The sequence below is a fragment of the Komagataeibacter melomenusus genome (genome assembly GCF_013155395.1).
Taxonomy (GTDB): domain Bacteria; phylum Pseudomonadota; class Alphaproteobacteria; order Acetobacterales; family Acetobacteraceae; genus Komagataeibacter; species Komagataeibacter melomenusus.
In genome coordinates this window covers 1-15,877 of record NZ_JABJWC010000011.1, presented here as the reverse complement: position 1 = coordinate 15,877, position 15,877 = coordinate 1, and the positions used below count along the sequence as shown (strand labels likewise).

Below are 15,877 nucleotides of genomic sequence, written 5' to 3'. Positions count from 1 at the left end.
CAAGGGTGCAGTGCGGCTGGGCACTCAGGGAGCGCGATCCATCCGGCATGGGTCTGGGCATAAAGATTGTGCGGGCAGGCGTTCCCTTCGCGCCGGTTTGGGGTATATCTGCCCATGGCCGGGCGCGTTGTCCTGCCCTGCGTCTGATTATGGTGGATCTGGTTTTTCGTGATGCTTGACAAGTCGTTCTCCCCCGCCGGGACAGAAACCTCCCTCTATGCCCTGTGGGAGGCCAGCGGCGCGTTCAGCGCCCGGCCCGATAGCGCGGCAAAGCCCTATACCATCATGATCCCGCCCCCCAACGTCACGGGCACGCTGCATATCGGCCACGCCCTGACCATGACGTTGCAGGACACGCTCATCCGCTGGCGCCGCATGCAGGAGCGCGACACGCTGTGGCAGCCGGGCACCGACCATGCAGGCATCGCCACCCAGCTTGTGGTCGAGCGCATGCTGCAAAAGGAAGGCACATCACGCCAGGACATGGGCCGCGACGCCTTTGTCGAGCGCGTGTGGGAGTGGAAGGCCGAGTCCGGCGGCGGCATTACCAAGCAGCTCCGCCGCCTTGGCGGCTCGCTCGACTGGCAGCGCGAGCGCTTCACCATGGATGATGGCCTGTCGGATGCGGTCAAGGAGGTGTTCGTCACCCTCTACCGCGAAGGGCTGATCTACCGCGACCGCCGCCTCGTCAACTGGGACCCCGCCTTCCGCTCCGCCATATCCGACCTTGAGGTCGATAACCGCGAGAGCCGGGGCAGCCTGTGGTATATCCGCTACCCTGTTGAAGGCCAGCCGGGCCGCACCATCACGGTTGCCACCACCCGCCCCGAGACCATGCTCGGCGACATGGCCGTGGCCGTGCACCCCGATGATGAACGCTTTGCCGACCTGGTGGGCAAAAACGTCATCCTGCCGCTGACCGGCCGCCGCATTCCCGTCGTGGCCGATGAGCATTCCGACCCCACCAAGGGCAGCGGCGCGGTCAAGATCACGCCCGCGCATGACTTCAATGACTTTGAGGTGGGGCGTCGCCACAAGCTCGACATGCCCAGCGTGCTTGATGAGGAAGCCCGCATCACCCTGGCCGAGATCGAGGGCGAACTCCGCGCCGAGGACGGGCTGGCCGACCCCGCCTTCGTGCGCACGCTGGCGGGCATGCCGCGCGATGAGGCGCGCAAGGCCATGGTGGCCGAGCTTGAGCGGCTGGAATGGCTGGAAAAGATCGAGCCGCACACCAACCAGGTGCCGCATGCCGAGCGCAGTGGCGCCGTGGTCGAGCCGCGCCTGACCACGCAGTGGTACTGCGATGCCAAGACCCTCGCCGGTCCCGCCATCGAGGCGGTTGAGACCGGCAAGATCGAATTCGTGCCCAGGCAGTGGGAAAATACCTTCTATGCCTGGATGCGCGACATCCAGCCCTGGTGCATCAGCCGCCAGCTCTGGTGGGGGCATCGCATTCCCGCCTGGTATGGTCCTGATGGGCATGTGTTCGTTGCCCGTGACGAGGCGGATGCCGCAACACAGGCCCGCGCTCATTACGGGCAGGACACGGTGCTCACGCGTGATGAGGACGTGCTCGACACATGGTTCTCCTCCGCCCTGTGGCCGTTCTCCACGCTGGGCTGGCCGCAGCAGACACCGGAGCTTGCGCGTTACTACCCCACCGATGTGCTGGTCACGGGGTTTGACATCATCTTCTTCTGGGTTGCGCGGATGATGATGATGAGCCTGCATTTCATGAAGGATGTGCCCTTCCGGCAGGTGTTCATCCACGGGCTGGTGCGTGACGAGCGCGGGCAGAAGATGTCCAAGTCCAAGGGCAACGGCATCGACCCGCTGGAGATGATCGACAGCTACGGCGCGGATGCCATGCGCTTTTGCATCTGCTCGCTCACCGGCCTTGGCCGCGACGTGAAGCTTGGCCCGAAAAAGGTGGAGGAATACCGCTCCTTCATCACCAAGATCTGGAATGCCGCGCGCTTTTGCGAGATGAATGGCGTGGCCCCCGTGGCAGGATTCAGCCCGACTAGCGTGCGGTCCCCGCTGGGGCGCTGGATTCTGGCCGAACTGGCGCAGGCGGTGGAAGAGGCCACGAAGGCGCTGGAAGCCTTCCGCTTCGATGAATATGCGGGTGCCTGCTACCGCTTCGTGTGGAACTGCTTCTGTGACTGGTTCCTTGAACTGGCCAAGCCGGTCTTTGCCGCGGGCGACACGGCGGAGGCCGTCGAGACCCGTGCGGTGGCCGCCCATGTGCTGGGCACCATCCTGCGCCTGCTCCAGCCCGTGACCCCGTTCATGACCGACCGCCTGTGGCAGCATTTCGGCTTTGGCGGCGAAGGCTCGCTGATGACCGCAGCCTGGCCGCAGCCCGAACATCTGGAAGGGGCGAAGGACGCGCGCGAGGAGATGGAATGGCTGATCCGCTTCATTTCCGCCATCCGCACCGTGCGCTCGGAAATGAACGTGCCGCCTTCGCGCCTTGCCCCCGTGCTGCTGCGGGATGCCTCCGCCACCACCGTAGCGCGTGCCGCCAAATGGGCGGAAGCCATCGGCCGCATGGCCCGCGTGTCCGAAGTGCAGCCGCTTGTGGGTGAGATGCCGCAGGGGGCAGCCCAGCTTGTGGTGGATGAAGCAACGCTGGTCATTCCGCTGGCCGGGATCATTGACCTGAGTGTCGAGCGCCAGCGGCTTGAAAAGGAATGCACCAAGGTGGATGGCGAGATTACCAAGGTCGAGCGCAAGCTGGGCAATGCTGATTTCGTCGCCCGCGCCAAGCCGGAAGTCGTGGCCGAAAACCGCGAGCGGCTGGAAGCGTTCCAGGCAGAGCGCGTGCGGCTCAAGGCGGCCCTTGCGCGGATTGCCTAAAGGAAGAAAAGTTTTTGGGTGCTGCCTTTTTTCAAAAAGGCAGCTTTCTTTCAAAGCTTTTTGAAAAAAGCTTCACCAGAAACTTCTGAAACATTTTCTTCATGTCATTTTGGGGAAGGAAGCCACCATGACCGCAAACGCATTGGAGACACTGGTGCTCGGCGGGGGCTGCTTCTGGTGCATCGAAGCGCCCTTCAAGGAACTGCGCGGCGTGCATGGGTTTGAGCCGGGTTATGCGGGGGGGCATGTCCCCAATCCCACCTATGAGCAGGTCTGCACGGGCCGCACCGGGCATACCGAGGTGGTGCGCGTCACCTTCGACCCCGCCGAGCTTTCAATGGCCGACCTGCTGCGCATCTTCTTTGTCATGCACGACCCCACCACGCTCAACCGGCAGGGCAATGACGTGGGCACGCAGTATCGCTCCGCCATTTTCTGGCAGGATGCGGCGCAGGAAAAGACGGCTTATACCGTGCGCGACGAGATCGCGGCCCAGCATGTCTGGCCCGACCCGATCGTGACCGAGATTGCGAAGCTGGACCATTTCTGGCCCGCCGAGGATTATCACCGCGACTATTTTGCCCGTAACCCCGGCAATCCGTATTGCAGCGCGGTCATCCCGCCCAAGATCGCCAAGATGCGCCGCCTGTTCCGCGACCGGCTGGTGGACACCGCCGGTTAAGGAGAAAAGGTTTCGGTGCAGCTTTGTGCAGGTCTGTCTGACGGACATGATGCAGTCGTCCGTCGAGCACATGGGGCGCCGCGCTCAGGGTCGCGGAAATGACGTATGTATGACTTTGCCGCTAGGCGCATGATCCCAAGGGGTGAGACCACCTATCCAGGCTGCAAAGTCCCGACCTGAACGGAACAGATGCGGATTCGGAGCCGTTATGCGCAGAAGAGCCGCTCCCGCTGGCCGGCAAGCATGGGGGCAGCCTGCTGTTCTACAGTCCTGATGGGCACAAGGCGCATGGTTGGCCGACTCATTGCCTCGCAGAGAGCCTGGACATCCGCCGCATCCTTCTTGCTGCGCCTGACATAGGGTTTGACACGCTGGGCGCCATCAGTCGCCCCTCGTGGCCGGGGGCGCCAAGGAGCCTGACCCAGTGACGGGGGCACCGCAGGCTTCAATGCCAGTCACTGCCGGCGGCCGTCTCTCGAAAAAAAACGGATCATCTGATGTCGGCCTGGTTTTTGGCGCAGTACAACCCGCTCTCCGCACCGTGGCGCTGGAATACTTTTTGCGAGGTATTCATGCTGCTACGGACCAACTGATGCATGATGGTTTTTTTACCGGATATTCAACCCCTTGGCATCCTTCCACGACCACAGGGAGCCGTCCACACCATCAGTGCTCGATGAAAATCAACACTGTACTGCATGAAGCGATTGACATGGTCTGTTAAAAAACGTAACGGAAGATTTCAAACCTAATTACACATAGTATTGTATTGACAAACTCATCAAATCCACACCCGCTGGGTGTAGTGGAATCCCGCAAAGTCCGTTCCTGGTGGCATCCTGTATGTTACTTTGGAATAATGATCATGTTCTGGGTGCTGTTCAAGCTGCTTGATCCGCTGGCAATGGAAAGTGCCACAAAGCAGTCATCCGCCCGTTTCCTGGCCGGTCTGTCCGATGCGTTCTACGGCATGCAGGATTCGCCCGCGCGTGACCGGATCTCCGTGGTCGAAGTGACGGACAAGGACCTGAGTGGTGAATACTTCGCAACAACATGGCCGCTGACCTATGCCCGCCATGCCGAGGTGATTGACCGCATGCTGGATGCCGGCCCCGCGGCGATCATGGTTGATATCCGTTTCAATGCCGAACGTGCGGGTGAAAGCCTGCAGGATACCTTTGGCCCTGTCATCGCACGTGCGAAACGGATGGGGGTGCCGCTGTTCTTTGCCCGTGGCCAGCTGGGCGGGGGCTATGATGACCTGCCCGAACCGCTGACGCAGTCCCAGATCATCAATGGCTGGAAAATGCCAGCCGGTTTCTATCCGCTCCTGCTTGCGCCGCCTTCGCCGCAGGCGGCCGATGATGACGGTGGCGACGAGGAAGAAGGGGAGGAAGCGCCCAAGACCGTGCCGGTCGGAGCCTTCGCGCTGTACCGGACGCTCTGTGCCTCCGGCTGGCAGAAATCCTGTCCGGCGGATATGTCCGACCATACATTCGGGCAGCCGCTGGTAGAACGCTGGGGCCTGCGCGCGCCCAGATACCAGGAACTGTATGCCAAGACCGACGGCTGCCTGCCTGATACCCATGATATGCCCGTCCTGCGTGTATGGGATGCCGCACGTATCGGGGCGCGTGCCCTTTTTGGTTACTTCAGCGAGGATATCCGCCAGAAATGCCAGTACCATCTGACGGTTCCCGTCCGGTATCTGGACCGGAACCTGGAACCCGATGTCAGGAATCTGGAACCCGCCTTCAGGAACCGGGTGGTGTTTTACGGCACCCGCATCAATGGCGACCACGATGTGGTGGATGTTCCCATGATCGGTCAGGAACCCGGGGTTCATGAGCATGCCATGGCCCTGGATAACCTGCTGACCTATAATGAACGATACTTTCGCGAACCGGGTGAGTGGATCAGTACCAGGTGGCTGAAGATTGATTCGGCGGAATGTCTGGAATTCGTCGTCTGGCTTTTTTTCGCCGCCTACAGCTACAGCATGATCCACGAACCGGCTTGCGTAAGCGCGCGTGCCAGCAGGGTCCTGACGGCAGCCTGCGTGGCCATGTCCGTCCTGCTGGGGGTGGCGACAGGGCTGTACGCCACGAACCCTGACCGGTGGCACATGCTGATGCTGCCGGCGCTGGGCCTGTTTGGCGTGGCTCTGGCGGCGTGGGCATATGCCCATCATGCAACGCGCAGCATCGGGCTATGGATAAGCACGAACCGCAGCCGTGCCATAATGGCGGCATTCGTGTTTTCCGCCAGCATGCTGGGGGTGGATGTCGGGCTGCTCCGTCACAGCACCTACGGGTTCTGGGCGCTGTTCCTGGTCTATGGCCTGCTGGCGGTGCTGCTGTGCCTGTCCATCCTTACTTCTGCTTCGAATGACCAGAATACGGAAAAGGAGAGAGAAAAAGGTAAGCGCTATTATTTCAGCAAGCTGCTGCTCAGTGTGACTGTCGTGGCCGTGATGTTTGTCATTAACGAGGATTTACTGCTCTGGCCCATGGAAGACTGGATCGGTTTTGTCCTGCTGTGGCTGGCTCTGAGCGAGGCGGGCGAGGATACGGGTTTTGTATGGAGTGTACTGACCCCGTTGACGGGTGAAAAAAAGCCCGAGGAAAGCAGCTAGGCAACATCGGCTGCCAGTGATCGGTCCATTTCTCCACATCCAACCTGAATACAGGATATGAAGAGTTCAAGAATGAAAAAGTATTTTATTGCCATGGCTCTGGCCATTCTTCCGTCCATCGCTTCGGCCGCGACGGTTCTGGGTACATTTGATCTGCCGACCGTCACCAGTTTTACCGCCAATGGCAAACCGGTGGACAGGATTCCGGCATCCGCCGTTATTGGCAAGCCGGTCGTGGGCATTGTGCCGGGTGCTTACAAGCTGCTGAAGATCCAGACGGACCAGGGGGTCGTGCTTGTCCGTCCCGCTGCGGTCAAGGTTGATGTGCCGCCCAGCAGCCTGCCGATGCTGACCTGCAAGCAGGGCATCGCCCCTGGTATCGTCACCAGCCAGATGCGTGGCAGCAACGGCCTGACTGATGGATGCTGAACCAATGGCGCGCAGCTTCCTTTCACGCCTGGCCCTTGGCCTGTGCAGCGCGGCGGTACTGACCGCCCCTGGCCTGTTGGGTACGGCACAGGCACGGGGCAAATTCATTGATGGGGTCAGCGTTCCCGCAGCCTACCCGCCCCCACCGCCCGAGACACTGGCCCTGGCGCCGTTCAACCTGCAGGAAACCGGGACGTTTAACGACCCCTCGACAGAGGCCTATCTGCGCAAGATCGTCAATCACCTGCTGGAGGGGTGGAACGGGCCGCGGCCTGAAATCCCTATTTTCCTTGTGCCCAGCATGTCATTTGCCAGCGAGGTCTCGGCCGGTGGCGTGATGTTCGTCTATGCTGGCACGCTCGATTACATGCGCAAGACCCCTGACGTACAGACGGAGGACATGATCGCCTTCGTGCTGGCGCATGAACTGTCCCATATCCTGCTGGGCCATACCCGCCACCGCACCGAAACACAGAATACTACCCAGCGTGTCATGGGGGGGCTTGACCTTGCGGCGTCCGTTGCGTCCAAGCTCAATATCGCTGGCTCCGGGCAGATGGCGCAGATGGCGCTTCTGTCCGATTTTGGCAGCAACCTGCTAACGGCACAGACTGCCTTCCCTGCCTGGTCACGCAAGCAGGAAAAGGAAGCCGATGTCATGGCGGTCGACCTTATGGCACGGGCCGGTTACGAACTTGATGCCGCAACGACCATGCTGGGACTGATCGCGCAGGATGAGGAACAGAGCAAGGCACAGAAGGCCAAGGGCCAGAAGAGCCTGTTCGAAGCCGGTCGCGCGCGCAATGCCAACGGGCAGCAGGGTTACGGCGTGCAGATCAATACCGGTGCGTGGCTGGTACGCAACTGGAATGCGCTGGCGGGAACGCACCCGGCGGCTTCCGCCCGGCAGGAACGTGTGGCGCAGTACATTGCCCATAGTTATGGCGATGTGGTCAATCCCGAACATCGTGCTCCATTCCAGCAGTTCATCAGGACCGCCCACATGCAGACCATGCTGCTGGACGTGCAGAACCTGAACGGGATGGCTGACCAGATACAGGCACAGAATTTCAGGGCGGTCATGGCGGAACAGGCCCGCCTGCACGCGCCAGTGGCCAACAGCCAGCTTTCGCTGTTTTATGGCGCGGTGGCCAATGATGGCGCGCATCATCCCTCCCCGGTGGCGATCAGCATGATCGAGCGCGCGGCCAGTCGCCCCGACGTAACGCGCCAGATTGCGCTGCTCAAGTCTTTCTACCTGGAAGACCAGAAAAAGAATGATCAGGCTCTTGCCTATCTGGCCAAGATGCAGGCGGCTTTCGAGGACCCTTCTTTCTATATCTACCGTATTCATCTGTTGCGTAAGATGAACCGCACCAACGATGCCAACCTGCTGGCCATGGAATGTGTGGGGCATGGCGATACGTCCATCCGTGATGCCTGTGTTGCCGCCAGCAAGGGAGAGGACGGCGGCTGATCAGGCATTCAGCCCTTCTTGATGAGGATTCCCACGGGTTCAATCCTGTCCGGGGCGGTCGTGGTTGTGACCTGGCAGTGGGGGCGGGCCGCGATGCCTGCTTCCCGTCCCGGCCGGTGGGACTGGCAGATCCTTGAATCGCGGTGCGGGCGGGCAGCCGCATGCCGCCATGCAGCATGACCCGGAACCTGTCCCGCAATCATCAAGTCACGATAATTCCCGACTGGCCCCAAAAAGCTTCAAAAGCCCGCGCTCAGCTACGATCCGTCGGATCATCATCAAGAAAAAGCTGGTCCGCTTCCTCATCAAAATCGAACAGTTCCGCATAGCGCGCCCAGCCGATCAGGGTCTGGAGCGTCTGGCGGGCATAGTTGGGTGACATGCTGTCTTCGAGTTCATCGCGGAAGCGCTCGGCGCTGGCGCGATGGTTGGGGCGCTCGTCAAGCACGGCGCGGATGGTGCGCACCATGGGGATGTTGTGCAGCATGCTCTGCCACAGGATGTGCTTGCGGATGTCGTGCTCGCTCTGCACAAAGCGCATGCCCTCGGGCGTGAGCAGGATGTCGCCATCCTCAAGCTCGGCAAAGCCCAGCAGTTGCAGGGATTCGCCAAGGGGGAACAGGTCATCAAGCTCAAGCTGCAGGCGGCTGGCCAGCAGCGGCAGGTCGGCGCGGCCATGCAGCGGGTCGGCGGCCAGCGTTTCCATCATGCCCACGATGGTGTTCATCGGCAGGGCGGGCAGGGCCACGGCATCGGCCGAGATCTGCACGTGCTTCATGTCCGGGTCGGTCATGTCCGCCTCCGACACGACCGGGGCGCGGCGGGTCATGAGGGCGTAGATCCGGTCCACGAACTGGCGAAAGGCCATGTCCTCGCGGTTGCGGGGGTGTTCGAAGGGCACCTGAAGCTCATAGGCCACCCGGCCGGGATTGGAGGAGAAGATGAGGATGCGGTCGCACATCAGCACCGCCTCCTCGATATTGTGGGTGACCAGCAGGATGGACTGGATGGGCAGTTTTTTCTCCGCCCACAGTTCCACAAGGTCGGTGCGCAGGTTTTCCGCCGTCAGCACGTCGAGTGCGGAGAACGGCTCATCCATCAGCAGCAGGTCGGGCCGCACCACAAGGGCGCGCGCCAGCCCCACGCGCTGGCGCATGCCGCCTGAAAGCTCCTTGGGGTAGGCATTCTCATACCCGCCCAGCCCGATCAGGTGGATCGCGTCTTCCGCCAGTTTCTCGCGCTCGGCAGGCGGCACGCCCTGTGCTTCGAGTCCCAGCTCCACGTTTTTCTGCACCGTCAGCCACGGGAACAGCGCAAAGGACTGGAACACCATGGAAATGCCCGCAGCAGGCCCCTCCAGCCGCTTGCCTTTCCAGATCACCTCGCCCGCGGTAGGCGGCAGAAGCCCCGCGATAATGCGCAGCAGGGTGGACTTGCCCGACCCCGATCGACCCAGAAGCCCCACGATCTCGCCACTGCGGATGCTCAGGTTCACGCCATCGAGCACCACGAGGTCGGTCGAACTTTCCTTGGGGTAGGCCTGCCTGCAGTTGACGATGCGGACAAGTTCCGCGCCGGTCTGCTTGGGGGGAGTGGCTTGCTGCGGCATCAGGCGCTCTCAGTCAAAAGTGTAATGCCGGGCGGCATAGTTGGATAAAGGGCGCCACACGGCGCGATTGAGAAGCAGCACGAAGGCTGCCATGACCGCCATGCCCAGCCCCACCTCATCGGTAGCACCCGCCACGGTGGCGTGGGCAATATAGGCGCCAAGCCCCTGCGCGCTCAGGGTGGTGTCGCCCCAGCTCGCCACCTCGGTGGCGATGGCGGCGTTCCATGCCCCGCCTGATGCGGTCAGCGCGCCGGTGATGAAATAGGGTGTTATGCCCGGCAGCATCACCCGCCGCCACCACAGCCCCCCCCTGACGTGGAAGTTGCGCGCCGCCTCAAGCAGGTCACCGGGATAGGACGAGGCCCCGGCCACGATATTGAACAGGATATACCACTGCGTGCCCAGCAGCATGAGCGGGGTGAGCCAGATATTGCTGTTCAGGTGCCAGTGCACGATGGCCACCACCACAAGCGGAAAGAACAGGTTGGCGGGGAAGGCGGCCATGAACTGCGCCGCCATCTGCGCATGCCGCGCCCGCCGGGGCGACAGGCCAAGCCAGATCCCCGCAGGCACCCAGATCACGGAGGCCACCAGCACCGTGATCATGACGCGCAGCAGCGTCAGGCCGCCCAGCGCCATGACATGCACAACCTGCCCCATGCTGTAATGGGTGTGGGAGAAGGTCCATGTCTTCCAGCCGATGGTGAGGGCGCATAGCCCGATCCCGGCTATCCAGGCGGCATCCATCACGCGGGGCGGGATGAGCGCGCGCACGGGGGCGGACGGGCGCGGGCCAAGGGCCAGCCAGCCGATGCGGGTCATCAGGTCGCCCGTGCGCTGGCAGAACTGGCGCAGGAGATGCGTGCGGCGCAGCAGCACCAGCACCCACGGGTCGGGGGCGGCAAGGGTTGCACCGTCATCGGTCTGGAACCGCGCCGACCATGCCACCAGCGGGCGGAACAGAAGCTGGTCATAGGCCAGGATCACGGCCAGCATGGTAAGAATGGCATAGAAAATGGCCGCAAGGTTGCGCTGCTCGATCGCAACGCCCACGTAGGAGCCGATGCCGGGCAGGGCAATATCGGTATTGCCGACCGTGATTGTCTCGGAATAGACGACCATGAACCACCCGCCGGACATCGAGATCATGGTGTTCCATACCAGCGAGGGGATGGCGAAGGGCACCTCGAGCCGCCAGAAGCGCTGCCATGGTGTCAGGCCAAAGCAGCGGGCGGCTTCCTCAAGGTCGGGCGGCACGGTGCGCAGCGACTGGTACATGGCAAAGGCCATGTTCCACGCCTGGCTGGTGAAGATGGTGAAGATGGCGGCAAGTTCCGCCCCCATCATCCGCCCCGGAAACAGCCCGAGGAAGAAAATGACCGTAAAGGTGAGAAAGCCCAGAATGGGCACCGATTGCAGGACATCCAGCAGCGGCACCAGCACCTGCCCCGCGCGCCTGCTCTTGGCGGCCCACACGGCATAGGTGAAGGTGAAGACCAGCGACGCCGCAAGGGCTGCGAACATGCGCAGCGTGGTGCGCACGGCATAGCCGGGCAGGTAGGCCGGGCTGAGATGGATGGTTCCGGCCTCGCTTGCGGGAATGGGCACGAGCATGTGGCGGCCCGCCGTGGCCACCACGACCGCGCCCGCCATGATGGCAAGCAGGCCGAGCAGGTCCGCCATATTGGGGCGGACGCGCAGGTTACCCGGTTGGCCGCCTGCGCTCACCCTGCCGTGCCCGTGCTGCCAAAGCCGCCCGCGCCACGGGTGGTTTCATCAAGTTCGGCATATTCCACCCATTCGCCACGCACCACGGGGGCGAGCACGCCCTGGGCGATGCGCATGCCGCGTTCGACCACAAAGGGCGCATCGCCCGCATTCATCACGATAATGCCGATCTCGCCGCGATAATCCTCATCAATCGTGCCCGGCGCGTTGGGCAGCATCACCCCATGCCTGAGCGCGAGCCCCGAGCGCGGGCGGATCTGGAGTTCGTAGCCTCGCGGCAGCGCCACGCACAGCCCCGTGGGCACCAGCGCGCGGCCACCTGGCGCAATGGTCATGGGTTCGGTCACGGCGGCGAGCAGGTCCATGCCGGCAGCGCCCTCGGTGGCATAGGCGGGCAGGGGCAGGTCATGCGCGTGGGCCAGGCGCCGGACCTGAATGGGCAGGGGAGAAAGGCTCATGAAGTGTGTCCGTCAGCATGCGGGGCGTTGAAAAAGGCAGCGATGCGCGCCACCAGGCGCTGCGCCACCTGCGTCTTGTCCAGTCGGGGCCAGTGTTCGCAGCCCGTGGCGTCAATCAGGTCGATCTCGTTTTCCGCCCCGCCCATGATGCCGCTTTCGGGGCTGACATCATTGGCCACGATCCAGTCGCAGCCCTTGCGCAGGCGCTTGGCGGTGGCGTGCTCGACCACATGTTCCGTCTCGGCGGCGAAGCCTACCACCAGTCGTGGCCGCGTGGGCGAGGGGCGGCCCAGCGTGGCCAGAATGTCCGGGTTGGGCACAAGGCGCAGCGTGGGCGGTGGCTGGCCCGGGGTTTTCTTGATCTTCTGCGGGGTTTCTTCCACATGCCAGTCTGCCACCGCAGCCGTGCAGACGGCAATGTCGCACGGCAGGGCCTGCGTGCATGCCGCCAGCATGGCGTGCGCCGTCTCGACGCGCACGGTCCGCACGCCCGCCGGGTCAGGCAGGGTGGTCGGCCCGCTGACCAGTATCACGTCGGCCCCGGCTGCCGCCAGCGCACGCGCAATGGCATAGCCCTGCGTGCCCGATGAGCGGTTGGCCAGATAGCGCACCGGGTCGATCGGCTCATGCGTGGGGCCTGCGGTCACCAGCGCGCGGCGCCCTGCCAGCGGTCTTTCGCCCTCCAGCCGGGCCATGATGGCGGCAAGGATGGAGTCGGGTTCGGCCAGGCGGCCCGGCCCGTGCTCGTTACACGCCATCAGCCCGGTTTCGGGGCCGACAAATTCCACCCCGCGCGCGGCAAGGGTCGCGACATTGGCCTGTGTGGCAGGGTGCTGCCACATGCGCACGTTCATGGCCGGGGCTGCCAGCACCGGGGTGTCGGTGGCCAGCAGCACGGTGGTGGCGAGGTCATCGGCCCGGCCTGCGCTCATGCGGGCCAGGATATCGGCCGTGGCGGGGCAGACCACGATCAGGTCACTGCTACGCGACAGGGCAATATGGCCCATCTCGCTTTCATCGGTCAGGGAGAACAGGTCGCTGAACACGCGCTCGCCACTCAGGGCCTGAAGCGACAGCGGGGTAACGAATCGCGCTCCCCCCTGCGTCAGCACCGTGCGTACGCGCACGCCGCGTTCCCTGAGCCTGCGGATGAGATCAAGCGCCTTGTAGGCGGCGATTCCCCCGCACACCACCAGCAGGACAGAACGGTCTGCCCGTGCCCCCATCAGATCTTCCAGCCGGAATGGATGGCCGCGATCCCGCCCGAGAGGTTCTGGTAGGACACGCGCTCAAGCCCCGCCTCGCGCATCATGTCGGCCAGCGTTTCCTGATCGGGGAACATGCGGATGCTCTCGGCCAGGTACTGGTAGCTCTCGCGGTCGCCTGCAATGGCCGCGCCCATGCGCGGCAGCACGTGGAAGGACCAGGCATCATACACGGGCGCGAAGGCCGCGACCTGCACGCGCGAGAACTCAAGGCACAGGAACCGCCCGCCCGGCCGCAGGATGCGGCGTGCCTCGCGCAGCACCTGCAGCTTGTCGGTGCAGTTGCGCAGGCCGAAGGCGATGGAGACGCGGTCCACCGAATTGTCCGCCAGCGGAATGGCCTCGGCATCAACGGCCATGAAGTTGAGGCCCGAGACCAGCCCGCGCTCCATCGCGCGGTTGCGGCCCACCGTGAGCATGCTCACATTGATGTCGGACAGGATGGCAGGCCCGCCGCCGCCGCGCAGCCAGCCGAACGAGATATCACCCGTGCCACCGGCCAGGTCGAGCAGCGACAGGTCGGGGTGGGGAGCGAGTTCGTTGACGAAAATCTTCTTCCACGCGCGGTGGATGCCCAGCGACATCACGTCATTCATGATGTCGTATTTGGAGGCCACGCTGTCAAAGACTTCGCGCACCATGGATTTCTTCTCGCGCAATGGCACATCGCGGAAGCCGAAATCGGTGGTATCCGCATGGCGGTCATCGGGACGGCCGGCGGAAGGGGAGGGATGGTATGGCTGGCTATTGTCGGTCATGATGTGCAGGTATAACCCCAGATGAGGCCATGCCGGAACTCCCTGAAGTCGAAACTGTGATGCGCGGGATGCGAGTGCATCTTGAAGGTCACACTATTTCCCGTGCCAGCACGCACCATGCGGGGCTGCGCTGGCCGTTTCCCCCCGGTCTGGCCCGGGCGCTGGAAGGACAGCGGATCGATGGATTCGCCCGGCGGGGAAAATATATCCTCATCACCCTTTCGGGCGGAATGGTGGTCGTGCTGCATCTGGGCATGTCCGGGCGTGTGCTGCTCTCGCGCCCGACTGACGCCGAACGTGCGGCCCCGCCCGCCCCGCACGAGCATCTGGTGATCGAGACCGGGGAGGGTGCGCGTTGCGGGCTGGTCGATCCCAGGCGCTTCGGCATGGTCGATCTGGTGCCGGTGGCGGGCGTGGAAAGCCACCGCCTGCTGGCAGGCATGGGCCCCGAGCCGCTGGGCAACCGCTTTGGCGGGCCGTGGCTTGCGGCAAAGGGGCGTGGGCGGCGCACGAGCATCAAGGCGCTCCTGCTCGACCAGCGCGTGGTGGCGGGGCTTGGCAATATCTATGTGTCCGAGGCGCTGTTCCGCGCGCGCATCCACCCCGCGCGGGCGGCGGGCGCGATCAGTGCCGCGGAATATGATGCACTGGCCACCGAGATCCGCGCCGTGCTGGAGGAGGCGATTGCCGCAGGCGGCTCAAGCCTGCGTGATTATGTGCAACCCGATGGGGAGCTCGGCTATTTCCAGCATGCGTGGCGCGTATATGGGCGCGAAGGGCTGGGATGCCCCGATTGCCCCGGCCCGCCAGCGTGTGACGGGGTGGAACGGATCACCCAGTCGGGGCGTTCGAGCTTCTTCTGCCCCCGCCAGCAGGAGGCATGAGACGATTTAGGCAAAGACTTGTCTTGACGAATGCGGTCAGGGTGGACTAGATCGCCAGCCTGATATGGGATGTCCGCACGATCGGGTGGCGGACCGCCGTAACCTGATTTATGCAGATGAACTGAGAGCAATGGCCAATACAGCATCCGCGCGCAAGCGCATCCGTCAGAACGAACGCCGCAACGCCCGCAACACCGCCCGCCTGTCGCGCGTTCGCACCTTCGTGAAGAAGATTGAAGCCGCGATCGCCACCGGCAAGAAGGAAGACGCCGTGGTGGCCCTGCGTGAGGCACAGCCCGAAATGCAGCGCGCCGTTGGCAAGGGCGTCCTTCACGCCAACACGGTTGCCCGTCGTATTTCCCGCCTGTCTGCCCGTATCAAGTCTCTCGCTGCTGCGTAAGATACGGCTGGTTTCTTTCATCTGAAAGAAGGCTGGAAGTAATAAAGGAGGTCGTCTGTCGCCATTATTGGCGATGGCGGCCTTTTTTTATTATCCACATCTTGGTGGTGTGAACGGGTTTTGGCGGGGGCGGGGCAGATTCCCGTTGCTTCGCCCGATTCCGTGCTCTAATTATGGGGATAATTCCAGCGTCATCGATGGTCCTGGCGGCAAGGGTCGGGCTGTGTGTCGTGCCGATGGCACGGCTTGTGGCCTGCCCTGCAGGGTTACGGGCCGGTGGCGCGGGGTGGTGGAATGGAGCGGGGTGACGGCAGGGGCATGCGCGCGGGCGGTGTCCTTTTCGTGCCCCATGTGGCGGGGAGCGGATATGACGGGCGGACTGGAAGGCTACGACGCGGTTGCGGAAGCCAACGCGCAGAAAAGTGTGCTCGCCATCCACTGGTCGCGCATCTGCGAGCGGCTGAAGGCCGAGGTGGGCGAAGTCGAATACCGCACCTGGCTGCGCCAGATCACGGTCGGCCCGGTGGAGGAGGACGAGATCACCCTCTACCTGCCCACGCGTTTTTTGCGCGACTGGGTGCGCGGGCAGTACGGCGACCGGCTCGGCGCGCTGTGGCACGCCGAAGTGCCCGCCATACGCCGCGTCGAGTTGCAGGTCGCCCGCCCGGCCGCCCGGCCCGCCCCCAC

13 protein-coding genes and 1 pseudogene are annotated in these 15,877 nt (G+C 63.4%); 8 read left to right on the top strand and 6 right to left on the bottom strand.

Going from position 1 to position 15,877, the window contains the following annotated elements; translation table 11 throughout:
- Nucleotides 1-171 precede the first annotated feature (171 nt).
- Nucleotides 172-2,865 (top strand): valine--tRNA ligase, encoded by a 2,694-nt coding sequence (locus tag HNW77_RS06370; RefSeq protein WP_172156276.1) that lies wholly within the window; start codon nt 172-174, stop codon nt 2,863-2,865.
- A 127-nt stretch (nt 2,866-2,992) separates the two neighbouring features.
- The gene (gene msrA / locus HNW77_RS06365) at nt 2,993-3,547 is read left to right on the top strand and encodes a peptide-methionine (S)-S-oxide reductase MsrA (RefSeq protein WP_172156184.1); all 555 of its coding nucleotides are present in this window, start codon (nt 2,993-2,995) and stop codon (nt 3,545-3,547) included.
- A gap of 218 nt (nt 3,548-3,765) precedes the next feature.
- Here the strand turns inward: msrA and HNW77_RS17685 are convergent.
- Nucleotides 3,766-4,145: pseudogene (locus tag HNW77_RS17685) on the bottom strand (IS110 family transposase); the annotation flags it as partial.
- A 267-nt stretch (nt 4,146-4,412) separates the two neighbouring features.
- Between HNW77_RS17685 and HNW77_RS06355 the strand changes: the two are divergent.
- The 3 genes from HNW77_RS06355 (at nt 4,413) to HNW77_RS06345 (ending at nt 8,088) form a co-directional block, all read left to right on the top strand.
- A complete protein-coding gene (locus HNW77_RS06355; RefSeq protein WP_172156180.1) occupies nt 4,413-6,182 on the top strand; it encodes a CHASE2 domain-containing protein in 1,770 nt (589 codons plus the stop codon).
- A 72-nt stretch (nt 6,183-6,254) separates the two neighbouring features.
- Nucleotides 6,255-6,611 (top strand): hypothetical protein, encoded by a 357-nt coding sequence (locus tag HNW77_RS06350; RefSeq protein WP_172156179.1) that lies wholly within the window; start codon nt 6,255-6,257, stop codon nt 6,609-6,611.
- A 4-nt stretch (nt 6,612-6,615) separates the two neighbouring features.
- Nucleotides 6,616-8,088 (top strand): M48 family metalloprotease, encoded by a 1,473-nt coding sequence (locus tag HNW77_RS06345; RefSeq protein ID WP_172156177.1) that lies wholly within the window; start codon nt 6,616-6,618, stop codon nt 8,086-8,088.
- Between the two features lie 253 nt (nt 8,089-8,341).
- Here HNW77_RS06345 and HNW77_RS06340 read toward each other — a convergent pair whose 3' ends face one another.
- The 5 genes from HNW77_RS06340 to HNW77_RS06320 are packed head-to-tail and all read right to left on the bottom strand — an operon-like array spanning nt 8,342 to nt 13,906.
- Nucleotides 8,342-9,697, bottom strand: a complete 1,356-nt coding sequence (locus HNW77_RS06340; RefSeq protein ID WP_172156175.1) for an ABC transporter ATP-binding protein — start codon at nt 9,695-9,697, stop codon at nt 8,342-8,344.
- Nucleotides 9,698-9,706: 9 nt separating this feature from the next.
- Nucleotides 9,707-11,380 carry an ABC transporter permease gene (locus HNW77_RS06335; protein ID WP_172156267.1) on the bottom strand — a complete coding sequence of 558 codons (1,674 nt, stop codon included), beginning with the start codon at nt 11,378-11,380 and terminating at the stop codon, nt 9,707-9,709.
- A gap of 41 nt (nt 11,381-11,421) precedes the next feature.
- Complete coding sequence (dut, locus tag HNW77_RS06330) at nt 11,422-11,883, bottom strand: dUTP diphosphatase (RefSeq protein WP_172156173.1); 462 nt, start codon at nt 11,881-11,883, stop codon at nt 11,422-11,424.
- Nucleotides 11,880-13,109: a bifunctional phosphopantothenoylcysteine decarboxylase/phosphopantothenate--cysteine ligase CoaBC gene (coaBC, locus tag HNW77_RS06325; RefSeq protein WP_172156171.1), complete on the bottom strand. Its 1,230-nt coding sequence runs from the start codon at nt 13,107-13,109 to the stop codon at nt 11,880-11,882. The genes dut and coaBC overlap by 4 nt, the downstream gene beginning before the upstream one ends.
- A complete protein-coding gene (locus HNW77_RS06320; RefSeq protein ID WP_078527037.1) occupies nt 13,109-13,906 on the bottom strand; it encodes a class I SAM-dependent methyltransferase in 798 nt (265 codons plus the stop codon). The genes coaBC and HNW77_RS06320 overlap by 1 nt, the downstream gene beginning before the upstream one ends.
- 29 nt (nt 13,907-13,935) lie before the next feature.
- Between HNW77_RS06320 and mutM the strand changes: the two genes are divergently transcribed.
- The 3 genes from mutM to HNW77_RS06305 all read left to right on the top strand — a co-directional run.
- A complete protein-coding gene (mutM, locus tag HNW77_RS06315) occupies nt 13,936-14,790 on the top strand; it encodes a bifunctional DNA-formamidopyrimidine glycosylase/DNA-(apurinic or apyrimidinic site) lyase (protein ID WP_172156169.1) in 855 nt (284 codons plus the stop codon).
- Between the two features lie 130 nt (nt 14,791-14,920).
- Nucleotides 14,921-15,190, top strand: a complete 270-nt coding sequence (gene rpsT, locus HNW77_RS06310) for a 30S ribosomal protein S20 (protein ID WP_172156167.1) — start codon at nt 14,921-14,923, stop codon at nt 15,188-15,190.
- A gap of 367 nt (nt 15,191-15,557) precedes the next feature.
- Nucleotides 15,558-15,877, top strand: a 320-nt coding sequence (locus HNW77_RS06305) for a DnaA N-terminal domain-containing protein (RefSeq protein WP_275942140.1), incomplete at its 3' end; no start/stop codon positions are given.